Annotated in this window: 14 protein-coding genes, 1 tRNA gene and 1 pseudogene; 11 read left to right on the top strand and 5 right to left on the bottom strand. The window is 40.2% G+C overall.

The genetic code is table 11. The features are described 5' to 3' along the window. The first annotated feature begins 38 nt into the window (after positions 1–38). The 8 genes from SYJ56_RS22840 to SYJ56_RS22805 all read left to right on the top strand — a co-directional run bounded on the left by SYJ56_RS22840 (position 39) and on the right by SYJ56_RS22805 (position 11,429). Positions 39–1,559, top strand: coding sequence for a sensor histidine kinase (locus SYJ56_RS22840; RefSeq protein WP_323838290.1), 1,521 nt, complete (start codon positions 39–41; stop codon positions 1,557–1,559). After that, positions 1,556–2,236, top strand: a complete 681-nt coding sequence (locus SYJ56_RS22835) for a response regulator transcription factor (RefSeq protein ID WP_323838288.1) — start codon at positions 1,556–1,558, stop codon at positions 2,234–2,236. Before SYJ56_RS22840 ends, SYJ56_RS22835 begins: the two co-directional genes overlap by 4 nt. 930 nt (positions 2,237–3,166) lie before the next feature. Continuing rightward, the gene (locus SYJ56_RS22830; protein ID WP_323838286.1) at positions 3,167–4,819 is read left to right on the top strand and encodes a bifunctional metallophosphatase/5'-nucleotidase; all 1,653 of its coding nucleotides are present in this window, start codon (positions 3,167–3,169) and stop codon (positions 4,817–4,819) included. A 731-nt stretch (positions 4,820–5,550) separates the two neighbouring features. Then, positions 5,551–5,730 carry a hypothetical protein gene (locus SYJ56_RS22825; RefSeq protein ID WP_323838284.1) on the top strand — a complete coding sequence of 60 codons (180 nt, stop codon included), beginning with the start codon at positions 5,551–5,553 and terminating at the stop codon, positions 5,728–5,730. A gap of 622 nt (positions 5,731–6,352) precedes the next feature. Next, a complete protein-coding gene (locus tag SYJ56_RS22820) occupies positions 6,353–6,808 on the top strand; it encodes an OsmC family protein (protein ID WP_323838282.1) in 456 nt (151 codons plus the stop codon). A 328-nt stretch (positions 6,809–7,136) separates the two neighbouring features. Next, the gene (locus SYJ56_RS22815) at positions 7,137–10,058 is read left to right on the top strand and encodes a chemotaxis protein CheB (RefSeq protein WP_323838281.1); all 2,922 of its coding nucleotides are present in this window, start codon (positions 7,137–7,139) and stop codon (positions 10,056–10,058) included. Between the two features lies 1 nt (position 10,059). After that, positions 10,060–10,614 (top strand): hypothetical protein, encoded by a 555-nt coding sequence (locus tag SYJ56_RS22810; protein ID WP_323838279.1) that lies wholly within the window; start codon positions 10,060–10,062, stop codon positions 10,612–10,614. Between the two features lie 254 nt (positions 10,615–10,868). Continuing rightward, positions 10,869–11,429, top strand: a complete 561-nt coding sequence (locus SYJ56_RS22805; protein WP_323838277.1) for a helix-turn-helix domain-containing protein — start codon at positions 10,869–10,871, stop codon at positions 11,427–11,429. 86 nt (positions 11,430–11,515) lie between these two features. Here the strand turns inward: SYJ56_RS22805 and SYJ56_RS22800 are convergent, their stop codons facing one another. From SYJ56_RS22800 to SYJ56_RS22790, 3 genes are all read right to left on the bottom strand, one after another. Further along, entirely contained in the window at positions 11,516–12,919 is a 1,404-nt protein-coding gene (locus SYJ56_RS22800) for a sulfatase family protein (RefSeq protein ID WP_323838275.1), read from the bottom strand. A gap of 608 nt (positions 12,920–13,527) precedes the next feature. Continuing rightward, a complete protein-coding gene (locus SYJ56_RS22795) occupies positions 13,528–14,235 on the bottom strand; it encodes a gluconate 2-dehydrogenase subunit 3 family protein (RefSeq protein WP_323838273.1) in 708 nt (235 codons plus the stop codon). 3 nt (positions 14,236–14,238) lie between these two features. Continuing rightward, entirely contained in the window at positions 14,239–15,981 is a 1,743-nt protein-coding gene (locus SYJ56_RS22790; protein WP_323838270.1) for a GMC family oxidoreductase, read from the bottom strand. A 483-nt stretch (positions 15,982–16,464) separates the two neighbouring features. On the opposite strand from SYJ56_RS22790, the gene SYJ56_RS22785 reads away from it, so the two are divergent. The 3 genes from SYJ56_RS22785 (at position 16,465) to SYJ56_RS22775 (ending at position 18,589) form a co-directional block, all read left to right on the top strand. After that, positions 16,465–16,845, top strand: coding sequence for a hypothetical protein (locus SYJ56_RS22785; protein WP_323838268.1), 381 nt, complete (start codon positions 16,465–16,467; stop codon positions 16,843–16,845). A gap of 243 nt (positions 16,846–17,088) precedes the next feature. Next, a tRNA-Pro gene (locus SYJ56_RS22780) sits at positions 17,089–17,162 on the top strand. A 290-nt stretch (positions 17,163–17,452) separates the two neighbouring features. After that, positions 17,453–18,589: a site-specific integrase gene (locus SYJ56_RS22775; RefSeq protein WP_323838266.1), complete on the top strand. Its 1,137-nt coding sequence runs from the start codon at positions 17,453–17,455 to the stop codon at positions 18,587–18,589. A 16-nt stretch (positions 18,590–18,605) separates the two neighbouring features. Here the strand turns inward: SYJ56_RS22775 and SYJ56_RS22770 are convergent. Continuing rightward, positions 18,606–19,319 (bottom strand): annotated as a pseudogene (locus tag SYJ56_RS22770) (IS3 family transposase); the annotation flags it as partial. A gap of 148 nt (positions 19,320–19,467) precedes the next feature. Beyond that, complete coding sequence (locus SYJ56_RS22765) at positions 19,468–19,767, bottom strand: transposase (RefSeq protein ID WP_323838264.1); 300 nt, start codon at positions 19,765–19,767, stop codon at positions 19,468–19,470. Positions 19,768–19,935: the final 168 nt, after the last annotated feature.

The raw sequence follows: 19,935 nt of genomic DNA, 5'->3' as shown, positions 1-19,935 counted from the left end.
TTCGATTTTATAACTTTCTTAGCATCTACTTTAGCCCCGTGAAAAAGCTACAATTCAAGCGGATAGGAATTTTGATTGCCCTCACATTGATGGTGAGTATCGGTGTGCAGATCTATCGGAACGTTACACAGTTCAAGCTAAATGAATCCCAACTAGCTGCAGAAATTCAATTGAGTTTGGATAATGCGCTGGAGTTATATTTTGCCGATTTGGCTAAGACGGATGTAATTACCCTGACTGAAAACAAGAGTTCAAGCTTCACCTTAAGAACCACTAATAAGGCAGAAGTTGATAGTACAGAGAATGACTTTTCTAAGAAAATTGGAGAAAGTAAAATGCTTTTTAAGGCACTAGAAAGAATGGAAGCAGGAGACACGTCAAATGCTGATTGGTTCGGTGATTTAGAAAACAAAGAAAGCTTCACCTTCAAAACCCACATTGACACTTTGAAATATATCAATCCTAATGAGATTCATGGTATAAATATATTTCGAGGCTTAAATGCAGCTGACAGCATCAGCAATCTCAAAATGCTGACTAATCAGATCATTATTTCGATCACGAGGGATTCTTTAGATTTTGATAAAATAAGTACGCTTTTAAAAGATGAATTGGACAGAAGAGAAATCACTATCAATTATGGCTTACTTCACTACGAGCGCGACACCATAGCAGGATCTTTTAATTACCCTGCTTTAACTGAAATGCCTTTTTCCACCGTATCCAAATCGACTTTCTTACCTCGTGGCCAAAAGCTGGAAATGTACTTTGAAAATACAGCACTTACAGTCCTGAAGCGTGGGATGATTGATATTCTGATGTCTGTAATCTTCTTACTGATCATTGCAGGAGCATTTTATTATCTCTACCAAACTATCAAAAACCAGAAAGAAATCGCTGAGATCAAGGAGGATCTAATCGGAAATATCACCCACGAGTTTAAAACCCCGATTGCTACCTCGCTATCTGCTATAGAAGGAATCGAGCAATTCAATCCTGAAAACAATCCTGAAAAAACCAAAAAATACTTGGGAATATCCAAAGAGCAATTACTCAAATTGAATTTGATGGTGGAGAAACTGTTGGAAACCGCCACACTGGATTCAGAGCAATTAATTTTAAAAAAAGAGGCCATTGATCCTATTCCTGTGCTTAAATCTTTGGTCCAGAAATTCCAGACTTTGTCGCCTCACAAAGAAATCGAACTCGTGGTCCCATCCAAAGTCCCACCTATCCTAGTCGATCCTTTTCACTTCGAAAATGCAATTTCCAATCTGCTGGACAATGCGCTAAAATACGGTGGCGAAGAAGTTAGAATCACCCTAGATCAAGGTTTGACCACCCGCATCCGGATTTGGGATAATGGTGAAACTATCAGTTCTGATCAAAAAGAAAGAGTTTTTGAGCAGTTTTATAGAATTCCAAAAGGAAACCTCCATGACGTAAAAGGCTTTGGTATAGGGTTATACTACGTGAAGAAAATCATTGAAAAACATGCCGGCAAGATCGAGTTGGAGTCATCGACAAAAAGCACATCTTTTATCACTACATGGCCATGAGTAAAATCAGAATTTTATTGGCAGAAGATGAAATGGCGCTAGGCATGATCATCCAAGAAAGTCTGGAAACCCGGGGCTTTCAGGTGACACTTTGCCCCGATGGACTGCTAGCGTGGGATAGCTATCAAAAGTCCAAACCCGATGTGCTGGTGCTAGATGTGATGATGCCCAAAAAAGATGGATTCTCTCTCGCGGAGCAAATCCGAAAAATCGATCCGTATACACCAATTATCTTTCTGACTTCCAAGTCTCAAACTGAAGATGTACTTAAGGGATTTGGGTTGGGAGGCAATGATTACGTGCGTAAACCCTTCAGCATGGAGGAGCTGATAGTACGGATCAAAGCGCAACTTGACCGTCTACAACTCCGTCAAAATCAGTCAGATTGGCTTCAACTTGGGAAGTATGAGTTTCACTCCACCAAGCAGCTATTGAAGCTAGAAAATGAAGAACTTCATCTCACTTCCCGGGAGACACAGCTGCTAAAAATCCTCTTGGAAAATGCCAATCAGATCACGGACAGAAGTTTGATTCTCACACAGATTTGGGGATCAGATGATTTTTTCAATGCCCGTAGCATGGATGTATTTATCACCAAGCTTCGTAAAAAACTCCAGGAAGACACACAAATCCAGATCTTAAATGTGCGAGGATTTGGGTATAAATTGGTGTGCTAGGCAACTGAGCTTTGAATTAACTCTCTTTAAGTTTTTTTACAACTGCTCGGTAGATTCATAAGTGACATTACACCGTTGTAAGAGGGAAGAAAATCTTGACCCTTACTAAGATTTTGTGTGGAGAAAAGTCGGAGGTAAGACTGCTTGGATTTTAAGGAATAAAAGCCAAGCAGTCACCTCTGCACCACGCGATATTAAGTTTCTTTCAACCACCCTTAGTTACTATGCTTTTTTAAATAACAGGGCATCGTTGTTCGCCAGCCTTATTAGAGTCAATACCCAAAATATTCAATCTCCACCTGGGCCAGGCACTTCAGGATCAATTGCCCAAAAATGTAACAATACAAATGACCACGAAGTGGTCCAACCATGAATAACTTGTCCGCCGCTGCGGAGCCATGGATTAATATATGTCACGACCATCCCCACGACTCCGAAGGGTGTCGAATTATTGAATATTCAATCTCCGCTTTACTAGCTTTGGAATCCCGTACAACTGTCGGGAGTAATTCCCTTTCCAAAAAGTTCAACCCCATTCGGGGTTGCTGTTCGTGTCCCCGTTTACATTTTCCGACCACAAAGTGGTCAAACTTCTCAATAGCCGCGTGTGTAACCCGTGGATAACGAACCAACGACACGATTTACACGACCCCGGAGGGTGTCGAACTCATTTGGAGAATTTTGAACACATTAAATATAGACTGGATGGCTCTCAGATTATGATGATCAATATGCTTTTACTCCTGAAGGCACTCCGTAAGATCTTTTTTTGTATATGTAACCAATGTCACCAAGTCAAAGATATTCTTCTCCTTATTATTAGAGATACTTTGGATACTTACAACTAAATTCAATACTCTTCCAATCAAAGTGTTTTGCCAGCAGGAAAATCCCAAAAAACCAATTATGACACCCTCTAGAAGAAAATTTATGACCCAAATCTGTGCTATTGGAGCAGGAACGGGATTGGTAAGTTTGTCCCCTGTGATGGCAGAAACTCCATTAGCAAAGAAAAAATCGAATCCTGATTCATTCACGGTCACGATTCTCCAAACTACCGATGTCCATTGTCAAATACATGCCCATGATGAATTGTTCTGGGAAAATGAAAAGGCGGTTTTCAGAAAAACAGGCGGATATTCCCATCTCAAGACTTTCTTGGACCGGGAAAGAAGCAAGGCAGAGCACAGCTTTTTAATGGATACCGGTGATATGTTTCAGGGTTCTGAGCTTTCAGTGAAAACCACAGGAGAAGCGATGGTTCCAATCCTAAATGCACTCGATTACGATCTTTACCTTCCGGGAAACTGGGAAGTGGTTTATAATAAGAAAAATATGCAGCACCTTTTGGGCTCTTTAACTGCTCCAAAAGTTTGCGCCAATATGTACCACGATTTGGGTGAAGGAAAAAAAGGTGAGTTGATTTTCCCTCCTTATCATATCTGGACAGTCAATGGAATCAAAATTGGATTTTTGGGCTACACAGACCATATGGTTCCAATTCGCCAATCTCCAGACTACAGCAAAGGTATCATCTACACCAAGCCAGAAGAGAACGTGGCCTATTATGTAGATATTCTGCGGAATCAAGAAAAATGCGTTTTTGTTGGAATCGTTGCTCATTTGGGACTTTCGCAGCAAATCCATCTTGCAAACCTGCCTGAATGCGAAGGAGTGGACTATATCATGGGTGGAGACACTCATGAGCGGGTGAGAAAACCGATTCAGGCCAAGTATGCTAAAGTCGTCGAGCCGGGAGCTTTTGGTTCTTTCGTAGGAAAACTCGAACTCAAAATCGAAAACGGAAAAGTAGTCAGAGATACCTATGAGATGATGGAAGTGGATGCGAAGAAAAATCCAGCTTCCCCCGAAATGGAAAAAATCATGGCTCAATATGAAGGCCCGTACCTGAAAGACATTCAAAAAGTAGTGGGCTACAGCACCATTCCGCTATACAGATATTTTGTGATCGAAAACCCCATCGACACCATGGTCCTTGACGCAATAAACTGGCAGGTTCCTGAGGTGGATATCGTTCTTTCAAATGGATTCAGATTCTGCCCACCTCGCTCTACACCAGATCAAACAGGTAATATCCCTATCACGAACGGTTTCATATTTGATATGCTTCCTGTTGACTCGCAGATCCGCACCGGAAAAGTAACCGGAAAACAAATTCAGGAATGGTTGGAGAGCGAGCTAAACAATGTATTTGCAGCGGATGCTTCCAAACGCTTTGGAGGTTGGATGATCAAATTCAAGGGAATGGAAGTGGAATTCAATGCGTTTGGAGAAAAAGGAAGGCGAGTTCAAAAAGCCCTTGTAAAAGGCCAGCCACTTGATCCAGAGAAAATCTATCAAATCAGTGCCTGCGAAAGAGATGGCGATCCGGATGATATGCTTTGCAGGTTTAATGGTGTAAAGGATACTGAAAACACGCCCTTTACACTTCACCAAGCGATGCAAAACTATCTGGCAGAAAACTCTCCGGTGACCCCAAAACCACCAAAATCAGCCGTTGCATTGGATGCACCGGCGACGCTACTCACCCAAGTCACTGGAGTTGATTACCAATTCAGATAAAATCAATACCAGATAGAGGTGAGAAAAATTTATTCGCCTTCGAAAACCGGTCAAAAGGCCGGTTTTTTTGTTTCCAATAATAATGCATTATGTGTATCCTTTTAACCCGGACTATGCATTAGGCTTCGTAGCGAGGGTTCAAACTGCAAGGAAATCAGTCACTTTGGAGATCGAGTCGTCCCGTACGTACGGGACGGTGAGCCTGCCGGCAAAGGCAGGAGCGAAAAGTGAAGCATAGCGACTGATTTTGAGGCGGTTTGAAGCCGTAGTAGATTTGCTAATGCCTAATGCGGGTTTAACTGCACTTATGTATTTGGAATTAATGTAAGAAGTAAATAATGGTCAATTCTTCCTTCTCGGTGGAGGACGAGAATTGTCCGGAAAGTTGCAGTGAAGGGTATTTACCAGATACAAATCATATGAAAACCACTAGTACTCGGGATTGAACTATTGTATGTCAACCGCACTAATATGTGATTTATGTAAAAACATTTTGATTTTGTGTAACATAAATAGTCTTAAATAAAACAGTTTTGTAAGGCTGGATAACATCATTTAGATACTACAATCAGCCTAAAAACTAAGTAAAACTAGGATATATAAGACAACCTGCTCTTATCCCAACTTTACAGCTCTTAGAGTCAAGGCATCCACGCGCTAAAGAACTGACTACAATTACTAAAAGTAGTTCCGAGAATAAATTACTCAGAAATATAAACTAGCAGAAAACTATGAAAGATTCAAATAAAAAGGAATTCGACCAGAGAGATTCAGCTCATATTAAAGTTGAGTCCGAGCCAATTGCAAGACGATATTTCTCCAGAATCTATTTTGGCACGCTTCGAAAGGGAGATGATCCTATGAAAACAGAAAAAGTAGTAGGCTATTTAGACAAGAACAATATAAAATAAATGACTTAAGCATTCTGAGTGACGACGATAAAAAGTTAGCAATCTTGTGCTCCAATGTAGAACCTAAAACTACCTACTTCAACTAACTTACCGAAACCAATGTATTTACTGTTGATTTTTTAAAACAGCAGTAAATAAGAAATCCCAAGTTGTAAGGTTGCCACCCTCAGTTAATCTTTTTATTCACAGCATTTTTTCTCAAAACCCTCTTGAAAGCGCCCATGAGTAACTTACTCACGGAAGAGGGTTCGCTGTAGATCGATTCGCGAGAACAGGCCTTCCTTCCATAGGAATGGCCTGCCTCACGAAGGGACGACCTGCTGGACCTTATAGTTCTAACCTCCTAAAAGTGAGATATATGTAAACCTCTATGGAAATTATATAACGAATTCGATTTTGGATTTTTGCAGTTTTGATAGACATCCATTGGGATGAATAAAATTAAACTTAAAACTAAACTACTATGACTATGCATGACAGCTACCAATTTAGGGGAATTCATAAAGTGGCAGTTTATTACGGTTTTCATCCTTTTTATTTTTGCAGCATTATTCAAAATCCCAGTTCTATGGGAAAAGAAAGAAGGTTTGGGATAACTAAAGAGACCTCTTAGCTATACTAAATGAAGGAATCACGCTATTATAATGTAGGTATCAGTAGGGATGACAGTCATAAAGACATCTTGTGTACTCCTGAGAAAAGCGAGAAAAACAGCGTTATTTTCGAGGTTGGGACACATCCAGAATACCACAAAGGAAATGGGGAAATTTGGTCACCTGAGCATTTGTTTGTTGCCGCTATCAGTGGCTGCTTAGAGACTACTTTTTTGGCCATTGCCAAGAATTCCAAACTTGAATTCACAAGTTTCAGTTGTCATGCAAAAATAAAGCTGGAAATAATTGAAGGTAAACTAATGTTGAGCAACATTTTTCTTAAACCTACAGTTGTCCTCCAAAATGAGCTATTTAGAAATAAAACGATTCGAATTCTAAAAAAAGCGGAATATGCTTGTTTGATAATTCATTCAATCAAGTCAAGTATCACGATGGAAATCGGTATTGAACTGAATCCCATTTGAATCTCATGAAGAAGCTAGCACCGGGACACTAAAGGATTAAGGTACAAGAGACATATAATCTTTTTACCCTTACAAGACATCTTGAAAGCCCCGTGAATAATAAGTAAATTCACTGTATCCAATCAGGGCAATCCATGTTTACAAGCAGCTAAATACTTCTGTAAGGAATTTGCTGGAAAGATGAAAAATGTGAAAAATGTAATTTTAGGAGGAATTGTATCATGGTTATCACTTTGTTTGTCATAACTTATATGTTCTGAAAAGTGGCGGGCAAAAAACACGCAATGGAGTATCCCAAAAGCCACGAATGATCTAAAATACACAGGAAGTGAAAACCATCAAACCGAAGCAGGAGGCAATCCAAAAAGAAACTTCCGAAAAGGAAAAAACCAATGAATCCAGTAATGGATTATTCCCTATTGTTGGCATTGGCGCATCTGCAGGTGGCCTAGAAGCCTTGGAACAATTCCTAAGCAATGTTCCTGAAGATAGTGGATTGGGCTTTGTGGTAATCCAGCATCTGGATCCTACTCAAAAAGGCATGTTACCTGAGCTTCTGCAGAGAAAAACCAAGATGAAGGTACTTCAAGCAGTTGAGGGCATTCCAGTGGAACCAGATAAAGTATATGTGATCCCGCCTAATAAAAGCATGTCCATCACGAAAGGAAATCTCCACCTATTCGAACCTAAAGAAACAAGAGGAATGCGTCTTCCTATTGATTTTTTCTTGAAATCCCTGGCTGAGGATCGAAAAGATCATGGTGTCGGCATCATACTTTCTGGTATGGGATCCGATGGATCCGCTGGAATCAGCTCTTTAAAGGAACAAAACGGGAGAGTCTTGGTGCAAACCCCTGAAACAGCACAATTTGACAGCATGCCACGCAGTGCTATAGAAGCCATCACGGTAGATATTGTTGCCCCAGCTAACGAGCTGCCAGTAAAACTGATTGAACTTCTCAAACATAAACCTGTAAAGAAATCCAACTATCAACCAGAGATTGAGGATAAAAACTCACTTGATAGAATCATTACCCTTTTACGCTCCTATACTGGAAACGACTTCTCGCAGTATAAAAAAAATACGCTCTACCGCCGTATTGAGAGGCGTATGGCCGTTCACAAAATTGACAAAATCACTTCTTACGTACATTTTTTGCAGGAAAATCCTAAGGAAGGGGATATTCTCTTTAAGGAACTGATGATTGGGGTGACCAATTTTTTCCGGGATGTCATTGTATGGGACTATTTGAAGACTCAAGTCATACCTGCTATTATCAATAACATAAAATCTGAACCCGTGTTAAGGGCATGGGTACCGGCGTGTTCCACAGGAGAAGAAGCATATTCCTTGGCTATTCTATTCAAGGAAGTGCTTACAAAAATAAATCGTACAGATGTATCCATACAGATATTTGCGACAGATCTTGACAATGATGCGATTGAAAGGGCACGAAAAGGTGTTTTCCTAGCCAATATTATTTCTGATGTATCTCCAGCCCGTTTGAAACGCTTCTTTGTAAAAACGGGAGAAGGCTATCGTATTAACACAGAAATCAGGGAAATGGTGGTATTTGCTCAACACAACCTCACTATGCATCCGCCTTTTACCAAAATTGATTTTATCTCTTGTCGTAATCTGCTGATCTACATGGATGGTGAGTTGCAAAAGAAAATAATCGGGTTGTTTTATTACAGCATCAATCCTGAAGGGATCCTGGTCTTGGGCAGCTCTGAGTCCCTTGGGTCTCAAAGTAATCTTTTCAGCTCACTGGAAAACAAACTGAAAATCTACCAAAAAACTGCCCTGAAGCAGTCACCAGAATCTTTTGAATTTCCTACTTCATTTTCTAAGACCAATCACATCGATAATGAAGAAAAAACTCCTGTCCAATCACTACCAAATATTCAGGCACTAGCTGATCAACTTTTGTTAAAGTATTTTTCCCCAGTGGGTGTACTGGTCAACGAGGAAGGTGATATTATCTATACGAGCGGTCGTACGGGGAAATACCTAGAGCCTTCTGTGGGTAAGGCCAACCTTAATATTTTTGCCATGCTAAGGGAAGGTCTTCGTCAGAAATTCCCTGTGGCCTTCCGGAAAGTGGTTAAAAAGAAAGAAACCATTGTCTTGCAAAATATCAAAGTAGGAACTAACGGTGACACTCAAACTTTGGATATCAGTATTCGGCCCATTGAACATCCGGAACAGTTAAACGGAAATGTAATGGTTATTTTTAAAGAAGTAACTGCGGTCCCAAACGTTGATCAGCCAACTAATTCAGGAAGTAAAAGCCGTCAAGCTGAACTGGAAGAGGAATTGCGTCAATTACATTCGGAAATGCAAAACACGGTCGAGGAAATGCAGACATCTCAGGAGGAATTGAAATCTACCAACGAGGAACTGCAATCCACCAATGAAGAACTACAATCTACCAATGAAGAGCTGACCAGTTCGAAAGAGGAGATGCAGAGCCTAAATGAGGAACTTCAAACTGTAAACGCCGAATTGCTTACAAAAGTAGAGGATTATTCAAGGGTCAACAATGACATGAAAAACCTGCTAAACAGCACGGATATTGCTACTCTTTTCTTAGATAAGAAATTAAATATCAGGCGTTTTACAAATCAGGCTACCAAAATCTTTAAGCTTATCAAGAGCGATATCGGACGACCATTTACAGATCAGGTTACAGACCTTATCTACCCCGAACTGGAAAATGATGCACTTGAAGTACTCAAAACACTGGTATTTATTGAAAAACAGATTCCTGCCAAGGACGGACGGTGGTTTACGATTCGGATTATGCCCTATCGCACTAATGATGACAGAATTGACGGACTGGTCATCACTTTTATTAATATTTCTGACTTGAAGCAATTGGAAGTTGATTTGGAGGAGAATGGGCAAATAAATCGTATGTGGCTGGATTCCACCTCTGACATTTTCATTAGCCTATCCGACAATGGAGAAATAAAAGAATTTAACCCCAAAGCAGAATTGTTCTTTGGAAAAAAAAGAGATGAAGTACTAGGTAAAAATTTTGTCAAGATGTTTGTGGCTGAACCAGAAAGGTCTAAGACTCAAAAAGAAATCATCAAACTAGCTAAACAAGGAAAGCCAGGGACATTTAAAATGCCCGTACTGATTGCCGGGAATAAAAAAGCCATTGTGACATGTACTTTTCAAATCCTGATTAGCAATTTGAAAACTCCAAAAGCAATACTAATGATGCTAAATAAAGAATGATATGATACCACAAGATGAATTTGAATTTAATGATCCAGATATTCTACGCAAAAAAGCTGAGGAAAAACTGATCCAGAAACAGTTAGGTAAGAATGGTCCCACAGCTGAGGTAGATATCAAAAAGCTCCTCCATGAACTTCAGGTACATCAGATAGAACTGGAAATGCAGAACGAAGAGCTTCAACTTGCTTATGAAACAACAGAAGCGACCTTGAAAAAGCTCACTATGCTATACGATTTGGCACCAGTAGGTTTTTTCATCCTGAATAAGGAAAGTGGAATCAACGAACTAAACTTCACGGGAGCAGAAATGCTTCGAGAAACGCGGTTTTCTTTGATTGGTAGTAATTTTAGATTATTCCTAGCAGAGGATTCTTTGATGGTATTTAATGGTTTTTTTGAACAGATGTACACCAGTAATTCCAAAGAATCCTGCCATGTAAATCTAGGCTACGATCAAAAAAAGGTGCGCTCTGTCTATATTGAAGGTGTAGTGACCGAAGATGACAACAACTGCCTGTTGTCAGTGGTGGATGTTTCAAGGTTTTCAAAATAATCCCTTTTGTAGCCACCTTTTTTTATTGAAAATCCTCTTGAAGACAGAGGATTCGTTGATGTTTGGTTTGTGAGATGACAAACCTTGGACGGAACTTACTTTCTGTTCTGTGTTATCCTGCTTCTACAGAAGCTGGATAATTTGCACTTTCATACCATTTGTGAAGTCCCAATTCATAAATGATTTTATTGAAGAACTTAACACGCTGCTGACATGGGTATTGTTTTAAACTGTTTTCTTAATTTTAATCTGCTATGAGGCTCTATATTAAATATATGGTGAGTCAGCGCTGTAAAATCCTGGTAAGACAAGAACTGAAAAATCTCGGCTTTACCAACGTAAAGGTAGAACTTGGTGTAGTAGATATTCTGGATGATGTCTCCTTGAATCAGTGCAACGAGTTGACAGCACGTCTCCAACTATCTGGCCTAGAGTTAGTGGAAGACAAAAAAGATATCCTTGTAGAAAGAATAAAAAATGTGATCATAGAAATGATCCATTATTCCGATGAACTGCCCAAGGGAAATTATTCAGATTTCTTGAGCGAGAAATTGAATTATGACTATAAATATTTATCCAATATATTTTCTGACGAGAAAGGAATCACCATTCAGCAATTCATCATTCTGAATAAAATCGAAAAGGTGAAAGAACTTCTGCTCTATGGCGAACTTAATTTGTCGGAGATTTCATATAGACTTGATTATAGCAGTATAGCCCATCTATCCAATCAATTTAAAAAAGTAACAGGTATGTCTCCCTCTCACTACAAAAAGTTGAAACTAGGCAGAAAGTCTCACCTAGAAGAATTGTAAAGTTGATCTGTAGAAAGGCAGAGCTGGAGTGAGTTAATATCAGCTAATAATCAAGGCACTGAAAAGCGACTTTAGACAAGTTAAAGTTAGTCCCCAATTCTCTTTTCCAATTGGGTTTCCCCAAAGACCATTGCTTCTGAATGTCGTTTGGCAATTTCTATGATTTCTTCCACAATTTCCGGACGCTGATCTGCCAAATCAAAACGCTCAGAAGGATCATGCCCTAAATTATAGAGTGTCAGCTTTTCCAGTTTGGCGAGCTTTTCTGGATACCCAGCTGGATTATTACTGTAGAAATAAAGTTTGTAATCACCTTTGCGCACCGCAAAAAGTCGATCTCCGTGATAGTAAAACATTTCATCTCGAGGAGTACTATTTTCCCCTCTAAATACAGGGCTCAAATCGAATCCATCATAAACCCGATCTTCCGGTAATTTAGAGCCAGCAAGTGAAGTAATAGTCGGTAATAAATCCAGCGTACTTCCCATTTTTGAGATCACACCAGGAGTTACATTTCCTGGTCCCCAGACTACTGTGGGAACGCGTACGCCTCCTTCATAGCTAGTCCCTTTTCCACCATAAAGAGAACCGGAACTACCCCCCTGCTCATTGTATGTCAACCAAGGTCCATTATCAGAAGTGAAAATCACATAAGTGTTTTCTTCAATGCCATTAGCTTTCAATGTCTTCAGAATCTCTCCTACGCTCCAATCAATCTCCTCAATCACATCCCCATATAATCCGCGTTCACTCTTCCCTCTAAAATCCCCTGACACAAAAAGAGGAACATGAGGAAGAGAATGCGCCAAATACAGAAAGAATGGTTGGTCTTTATTGGCAGTGATGAATTTTACAGCCTCCTCAGCATATCGGTTGGTGATCGTATTTTGATCCGCCGGTCGCTCAATGATCTCAGTATTTCTCATCAGTGGCACATTGAAATACTCAATTTTAGAATCTTTGAAAGCCTCCTTAGCTGTGATGTCATTCACACGATCCATGTCATTGCTGTACGGAATGCCAAAGTATGAATCGAAGCCATGACTAGTGGGTAAGTATTGTGGAAGGTGCCCCAAATGCCATTTTCCAATTGCTGCTGTAGAGTAACCCGATCCTTTGAGAAGGGTGGCAATTGTATTTTCGTAAGTCGGTAAACCACCTCCAGAATCTGGGAAAAGCACCCGTCTCTTATTGCTATACATCCCCGTCCTTACAGGCAATCTTCCGGTCAAAATCGCCGATCTACTCGGAGTACAGACATTTGCAGCCACATAGAAACTGGTCCATTTCTGACCCTCTGCAGCCATTTGATCAATATTGGGAGTCCTGATCGTGGGATGACCAAAAGACCCCAAATCCCCATAGCCTTGGTCATCTGTGAAAATTATGATGAAGTTGGGTTTATTTTCCTTCGTGTTTTGACCAAATACATGGGTAGCTGAAAATAGCGGTGTCAAGATAAGATATAGGCAAAAAATAGCTTTAAGCATAGTTATAGAGGTAAAGTGAAAGACCTTCCACAAGTATAGTGTCTAAATCTTTCATCTGTTTATAATTGATTTTCAATGGTCATAACCTGTCCCGTGACGAAGGATACGGGATAGCCTGTCCCGTCCCGATAGTTATCGGGATTGATTCGGGTGAATCTCGCAAGGTAAATAATCATCCCACTGTGTGGCGTTCTTCGTCATGCTCGATTTCATATTAAATTACAGAAAATGGCTTACTCCAATGCTACAATCTCATTAGAATTCATATCATGACGTATAACTGTTTAACCCGAACTATGCATTAGGATTCGTAACGAGGGTTCAAACTGCAAGAAAATCAGTCACTTTGGAGATCGAGTCGTCCCGTACGTACGGGACGGTGAGCCTGCCGGCAAAGGCAGGAGCGAAAAGTGAAGCATAGCGACTGATTTTGAGGCGGTTTGAAGCCGTAGTAGATTTGCTAATGCATAATGCGGGTTTAATCCTTGATCATTTCTTCCAGCTTTTTCAGGAGGGAATTCAAGTTATAATTTCAATTCTTTAGGCACAAAAAAACCAATGAGCTTACACCCATTGGTTTTTTTATAATTGATATTGGAGCTAATAAATCAGCCAATTATGTTGGCATCATCATCCCATTGGATGATGGTGCCACGATCCTCGGGCTTGAGGTATTGAGGAATGTATTTTTCTTCTAGCTTAAAGCCATGCTTATCCATCACTTGCTGCGGTACGCCGTCCCAGGCATTTGGAGTATTTCCTACGTAACCTATGTATTTCCAGCCTGCTTCTGTAGAGAAATAGCCTGAGCAAGTAAGATTACGAAGCATATTGAACCAGCGAACAGCACCTTCATACTCAGGTTTTGCTTTTTCCGGCCAAGCAACTTCATCCACGATCGTGATCACTTCAGACTCACTCAGCTCATTGAATGATTTGCCAAATTTTTCATCAGCTTCGAAATCAAGCCACATAAGCCCTCCTCTCATCCCTGTCTGATTTCCAGGCTGATCCTTCATCATAAACTCCATGAAATCTACCACGCCCACTTCACTGGCTGCAGGGGATTCTTCATCTTTTGGCAAAATGACATCAATCAAAGTACTGAGTTTCTTACGTTCGTCATCGGTAAAAAATGTCTCAGAAAGCAACTCTTGATCGCGCTGCTTTTCTTCATCCGTTCTTCCGCCGATAGTCCCTCCTGCCAATAATGCGTTTTCAGGTAAAGCCTGCTGCTCAGGTGAACAACCAGTCAACAATAAACCTGTACCAACAGATCCGGTAAAGAGTAATTTGAGGTTTTCTCTTCTGTTCATGGTTTAGATATTTTTCTTTTTCAATTCGGAAACAATGTAATCGGAAGTTCTCCAAGCCAAGGCCAAAATGGTCCAAGTTGGGTTTTTATCCGCTTGAGACACAAATGGTCCCGCATCTACTACAAATAGATTATCGCAATCATGCGCTTGACAATTTGAATTCAGCACCGAAGTGGAAGGATTGTCGCCCATTCTGGTAGTTCCTACCTCATGAATGATTCTTCCTGGAGCCAATAAGCCATATTTGGTCTCAGGACCTGGCTTGGAGCCTAGCAAAATTCCCCCGGACTCAGTCAAGATTTCCTCAAAAGTGTCATGCATGTGTTTCGCCTGCTTAACTTCCTGGTCCGTCCAGTTGTAGTTAAATCTCAGAACCGGAATACCGTATTTATCTACAGTATTTGGATCAATCTCACAGTAATTATCATACATCGGCACACTTTCTCCCCTACCCGACATTCCCATGGTGGATCCGTAGAGTTTGCGAATATCCTTTTTCAGTCCGACACCATATCCTCCGTTCTGGCTTGGTTCACCAAACTCATCCTTAATATACTGTCGCATTGAATTCATACTTCCCCCGCTGCCATAGGCAGGCTGACTCATGCCGCCCCAATATTCAATATGGTATCCTCTGGCAAAATCCAGTTTCTTATTATCTCCCCACCAAGGTGTGTACATATGCAAACCACCTACACCATCTTCATTGTATCGTTCACGGTCCATCATACTTGGCACAATTGCCATGCGGTCAGTTCCTGTAGAATCATGCAAGTATCTACCTACCATTCCAGAGCTGTTTCCAATGCCATCAGGATGTGATTTTGACTTGGAATTCATCATGATTCTTGCCGACTCACAAGCTGATGCACCAAGCACAACCACTCTTGATTGCAGCTTGTATTCTTTCATGTCTACTTTGCTCACAAAAGAAACTCCGGTAGCTTTACCACTTTCGTCAGTGGTTACTTTTCTTACCATCGAGTGTGTGTAAAGATCCACTTTTCCCTTTTTCATCGCAGGATGAACTAAGCAAGTTCCGGCAGAGAAATCTGCATAAACCTGGCAGGCCCTATTACACTGACTACAGAAAAAACATACTCCTCTTTCTTTATTGATTGGACGGGTAAGCATGGATAGACGAGAAGGAATCATTGGAATGCCCACCTTGTCTGCACCCTTTTTCATATAAAGCTCATGCAAGCGGGGCTTTGGAGGAGGAAGGAAAAATCCATCGGGCTCATTATAGATCCCTTCTTTGGTACCAAATACACCAATCAACTTATCGACCTTATCATAATATGGCTTCAAATCGTCGTATCCGATTGGCCAGTTATGACCCAATCCATCAATGCTGGCTCGTTTGAAATCATTAGGTCCAAATCGAAGGGAAATACGTCCCCAGTGATTTGTTCTTCCTCCGACCATTCTAGATCTGAACCAGTCGAACTCGGTGCCATTCTTTCTGGTGTAAGGTTCTCCTTCGATATCCCAGCCTCCTATCGCTGCATCAAAATCACCAAATGGACGAATTCGTGTACCTGCTCCTCTTCTTGGAGATTCCCAAGGCGGCCTAAGCTGAGTACGATCTTCCTCCTTAGCTGGATCAAAATCGCCCCCTGCTTCGATAACAGCTACTGATAAACCTGCTTCGGAAAGAATTTTGGAGGACATCCCACCTCCAGCGCCTGAGCCCACAATGATAACGTCATAGGCCTCACCGGAATTTTTGATTTGAAAACTCATTTGATAGAATTTACTTTTATTAGATTAACTTTTTAAAAAAAGAAGCCGAATTCTAGTATTTTTTTAGGTTTCTCCTTCTAACCTTAAAATAACGAAATTATTTCTTTCCAAACCTCCTAGTTTATCTGTTTAGACTAAGCCTGATAAACCCCTAAACCTAAATTTAAACCGCGGTTATTTTAAATAAACACGTTTATTGCCTGAAAATGACGCCTAAAGCGTCAAGAAGCATTCGAATTATATTGGCTCTGAATTGAGAATGTTTATTTTAATTTTACATAAATGGATTTTAAAAGTTATAAGCAAAACATGACGATAGTTCCATTCAATGCACCTTATCCCCACTTAACCTTCAATAAGCTAAAAAAACTCAAAATTCATAATGGTTGAATACGGTAAGGTTTAGTTGTAGGAAAAAATCCGACAGTAAGTAGCGGTACTTAAACAGTATACGTCTTATAAAAACTACCATATTGAGTTCTTATGAAAAATCTAGTATATATCTTTTTTGCACTATTCCTGATGACATCTTGCTTAGAAGACAAAAACCCAGATCCAGATGGGGTATTCATTCGTGTTGAAAACGGCTCTAACGTTGATTTTGAAGATATTTTGGTTAGCTCCGGATCAGGAAATGTAGAGTTTGGAAACCTTTCTGCCAGGGAGAGATCCAATTACAAGGAATTTGAATCAGCCTATCGCTACGGCTTTGTGAGCTTAATTGCTGATGGAAAAGAATTAAGAATCCAACCTTACGACTATGTAGGAGAAACTTTACTCTCAGATGGATACTACACCTACAAACTCAACCTTGATACTTCTGACCCTAACAATCCTAATTTGACATTGGAGTTATTACAATGAATTTAGATTTATTCATCCACCTAAATTGTTTTTCTGGATTTCAGAATTAGTTCTTCCTTTAATCAGATCTATAAAATAAGCTATCCAACTCATTTTCAACATCCTTCAAAACACTGCTAAGATATTCCTGATTTTTTTTCAAAATCAATTTGAAAAAAGTGTTTGTCGGAAATAAAATTTACTACATTTGCATCCGATTCATGAGCAAGTCAGGGGTCAAAAACTGAAAAAATAGTAACACCTCGGGGTGTAGCGTAGCCCGGTATCGCGCCTCGTTTGGGACGAGGAGGTCGTAGGTTCGAATCCTGCCACCCCGACGAAAGCCCTTCCAAGGGAAATCAAAAGCCTGTAAATCTACTGATTTACAGGCTTTTCTGTTTTTTAGCCTTTAGTTCATATCAATGAATACCAAAAAAAATGTGCGTTATTCGGTGACCTAATTTAATGCTTAAATTTCACGCACAGAAAGTGACTTATCTCTCTGTCAATCAAATTTTTGTATTAAAGTAATTAAACCAATTTAGACGCGATTTGATGCGATTTCGTTGTGCGTTATTCGGTGACCTTTTTAAAGTGATGTAAAAACCTTTAAAACAGTTCATTTATTATGAAAACAACTAACACCTTTGGAATTAGGTTTTTCCTGAAAAACAACTCTTCAGACGAATTAGAGATCCCTCTTTACGTAAGGATCACTGTAGATGGAACCCGGGTGGACATCTCTTTAAAGAGAAAAATAAATGTCTACGATTGGAACCCTGTGCTGGGATCGGCCAAAGGATCCAAAGAATCCTCCAAATCCTTAAACCACTATTTGAAAGAATTAGAAGCTAGGATTATCCAGATTTACCAGGAGTTTCAACTCAAAAAAGTAACTATAACCGCAGATGCTATCAAGCATGAGCTTTTGGGCACCCAAACAAAAGAACATACCATTTCTATGCTCTTTGAATACCACAATGAGAAGTACAGAAATGTATTAGCCTGGGGTACCCTTAAAAATTACTTCACTACACAAAAATACGTGATGGCCTTTTCCAAGGCACAGTATGGAATAGAAGACTATTTCCTTCAGGACATCAATTACCGCTTTTTAAATGAGTTTGAATTATATCTGGTGAATTATGAGCCTCAGGACCATCATAAGCCGCTTGGAAATAACGGCATCATGAAGCACCTAGAAAGGTTTAGAAAAGTAATCAACTTAGCCTTGCGCATGGAATGGATGGTAAAGGATCCCTTTGCAAAATTCAGTTTCCGGTACCAAAAAGTAGAAAGGACTTGTCTCAATCCTGCTGAGCTCAGCAGAATAGAGGAAAAACAATTTGATATCCAGCGATTACAATACATCAGGGATCTGTTTGTTTTCAGCTGCTACACTGGTCTTAGCTACATTGATACGATGAACCTGATGCATGATGACATTGTATTAGGAATGGATGAAGAGTACTGGATATCCATAAGCAGGCAAAAATCACAACAAAAGTCCAAGGTCCCCCTATTGCCTCAGGCCTTGGATATCATCAGACTTTATCAGGACAGAGAAAGACCTTACTCCAAAGGGAAAATTTTCCCCCTGATATCCAACCAAAAGTTGAATGCCTATCTCAAGGAAATCGCAATCCTTTGTAAAGTCAAAAAAAACCTGACGTTTCATTTGGCGAGACACACGTTTGCCACCACCGTAACCCTTTTAAACGGTGTGCCGATTGAAACGGTAAGCAAAATGTGGAACTGCAACTAAAAATGAGAGACTTTTTTTATGCTGCTAGTCTTTCTTTTCCCAACAGCATTTCTTCCATTTGTTTCGGTGTTTTGTAACCTAAAGCTGAATGGGTTCTTTTGGTATTATAAAAGCCTTCAATATATCCGAACACCTCTAATTTAGCGGAGTGCAGATCCATAAATCTTCTGTGGTAGACCATTTCAGCCTTTAGTGATTTGAAGAAGCTTTCGGCTACCGCATTATCCCAACAGTTCGCTTTCCTACTCATACTCTGGATTATGTTATTATGGCTGAGTATCGCTTTAAATTCGTCACAAGCATACTGAACCCCTCTGTCTGAGTGAAAGATCAGTCCATTCTTGACGTCCCTGTTCCTGACAGCCATTTTAATGGCGGCTACCGAGGTGTTTCCAGCTGTCATATCAGTACTTAAAGACCATCCGATCACCTTTCTGTCTGCTAGATCTATAACTGTTGTCAAATACAGCCAGCCTTTGTCTGTATGGATATAGGTGATATCCCCAACCCATTTTCTGGACAAAGAATCCGCTGAAAAATCCCTTTTGAGGAGATTTTCTGCTATCCTATAACTATGGCTGGAATCTGTGGTGATCTTATATTTCTTTTTCACTTTACTGCGTATCCCATATCTGTTCATCAACCTTGCCACATAGGATCTGGAAACCAGGTCTCCGGTTTTATGCAGTTCAGCGGTTATTCGGGGGCTACCATATATATAACTACTGGCTTTATGTACTTTTGTATTTTCTCCACAAGTAGTTTAACCCGTTGTTCTCCAGGGGACTCCGGAGAAACTAACCAGCGATAAAAACAACTTACACTCACGTTTAATACCCGGCACATCTTCTCTACGGAATATATCTCGCGGTTCTCTTCTATAAACCGGTATATGGACCGTCTCCCTTGGAGAAGATGGCTATGGCCTTTTTTAAAATGTCACGCTCCAACTCTGCATCTTTGAGCCTCTTACGCAAAACCCTCAATTCCTGTTCCTCAGGGCTTATCTTAGGATTGTCAGGGAGAACCTTATTACCATTATAACGGGGATTCCTACGCCATTTACTAAGCAAACTAGGGTCGATATCCAACTCCCTGGCGACTTCTGCAACAGAGCCTTTCGCAATACTCAGATCAACAGACATTATCTTAAATGAATCATCAAATTTTCTATGCATATCTACAAATTTAAAGTTACTTCTTAAATCTGTCTCGCATTAAAAGTAGCAACTCCAATGGCCTTGGAATCGTTGTTGTTCGTTACTTTGAAGTCGATGGGAATGTGGTGTTTGGCATCAGTGGTGGACTGGATGTTGTAGGCGACTTCGGTGATGTTGTTTCGTATG

This window comes from Algoriphagus aurantiacus (genome assembly GCF_035156405.1).
Classification (GTDB): domain Bacteria; phylum Bacteroidota; class Bacteroidia; order Cytophagales; family Cyclobacteriaceae; genus Algoriphagus; species Algoriphagus aurantiacus.
Note: the sequence above shows the minus strand (reverse complement) of the source record. Positions and strands in the feature narration are given on the sequence as shown.

Coding starts and splice junctions, on each gene's coding strand:
- SYJ56_RS22835 (WP_323838288.1), top strand. CDS start 1,556: ATGAGTAAAATCAGAATTTTATTGGCAGAAGATGAAATGGCGCTAGGC.
- SYJ56_RS22830 (WP_323838286.1), top strand. CDS start 3,167: ATGACCCAAATCTGTGCTATTGGAGCAGGAACGGGATTGGTAAGTTTG.
- SYJ56_RS22825 (WP_323838284.1), top strand. CDS start 5,551: ATGAAAGATTCAAATAAAAAGGAATTCGACCAGAGAGATTCAGCTCAT.
- SYJ56_RS22820 (WP_323838282.1), top strand. CDS start 6,353: ATGAAGGAATCACGCTATTATAATGTAGGTATCAGTAGGGATGACAGT.
- SYJ56_RS22810 (WP_323838279.1), top strand. CDS start 10,060: ATGATACCACAAGATGAATTTGAATTTAATGATCCAGATATTCTACGC.
- SYJ56_RS22805 (WP_323838277.1), top strand. CDS start 10,869: ATGAGGCTCTATATTAAATATATGGTGAGTCAGCGCTGTAAAATCCTG.
- SYJ56_RS22800 (WP_323838275.1), bottom strand. CDS start 12,919: ATGCTTAAAGCTATTTTTTGCCTATATCTTATCTTGACACCGCTATTT.
- SYJ56_RS22795 (WP_323838273.1), bottom strand. CDS start 14,235: ATGAACAGAAGAGAAAACCTCAAATTACTCTTTACCGGATCTGTTGGT.
- SYJ56_RS22790 (WP_323838270.1), bottom strand. CDS start 15,981: ATGAGTTTTCAAATCAAAAATTCCGGTGAGGCCTATGACGTTATCATT.
- SYJ56_RS22785 (WP_323838268.1), top strand. CDS start 16,465: ATGAAAAATCTAGTATATATCTTTTTTGCACTATTCCTGATGACATCT.
- SYJ56_RS22775 (WP_323838266.1), top strand. CDS start 17,453: ATGAAAACAACTAACACCTTTGGAATTAGGTTTTTCCTGAAAAACAAC.
- SYJ56_RS22765 (WP_323838264.1), bottom strand. CDS start 19,767: ATGCATAGAAAATTTGATGATTCATTTAAGATAATGTCTGTTGATCTG.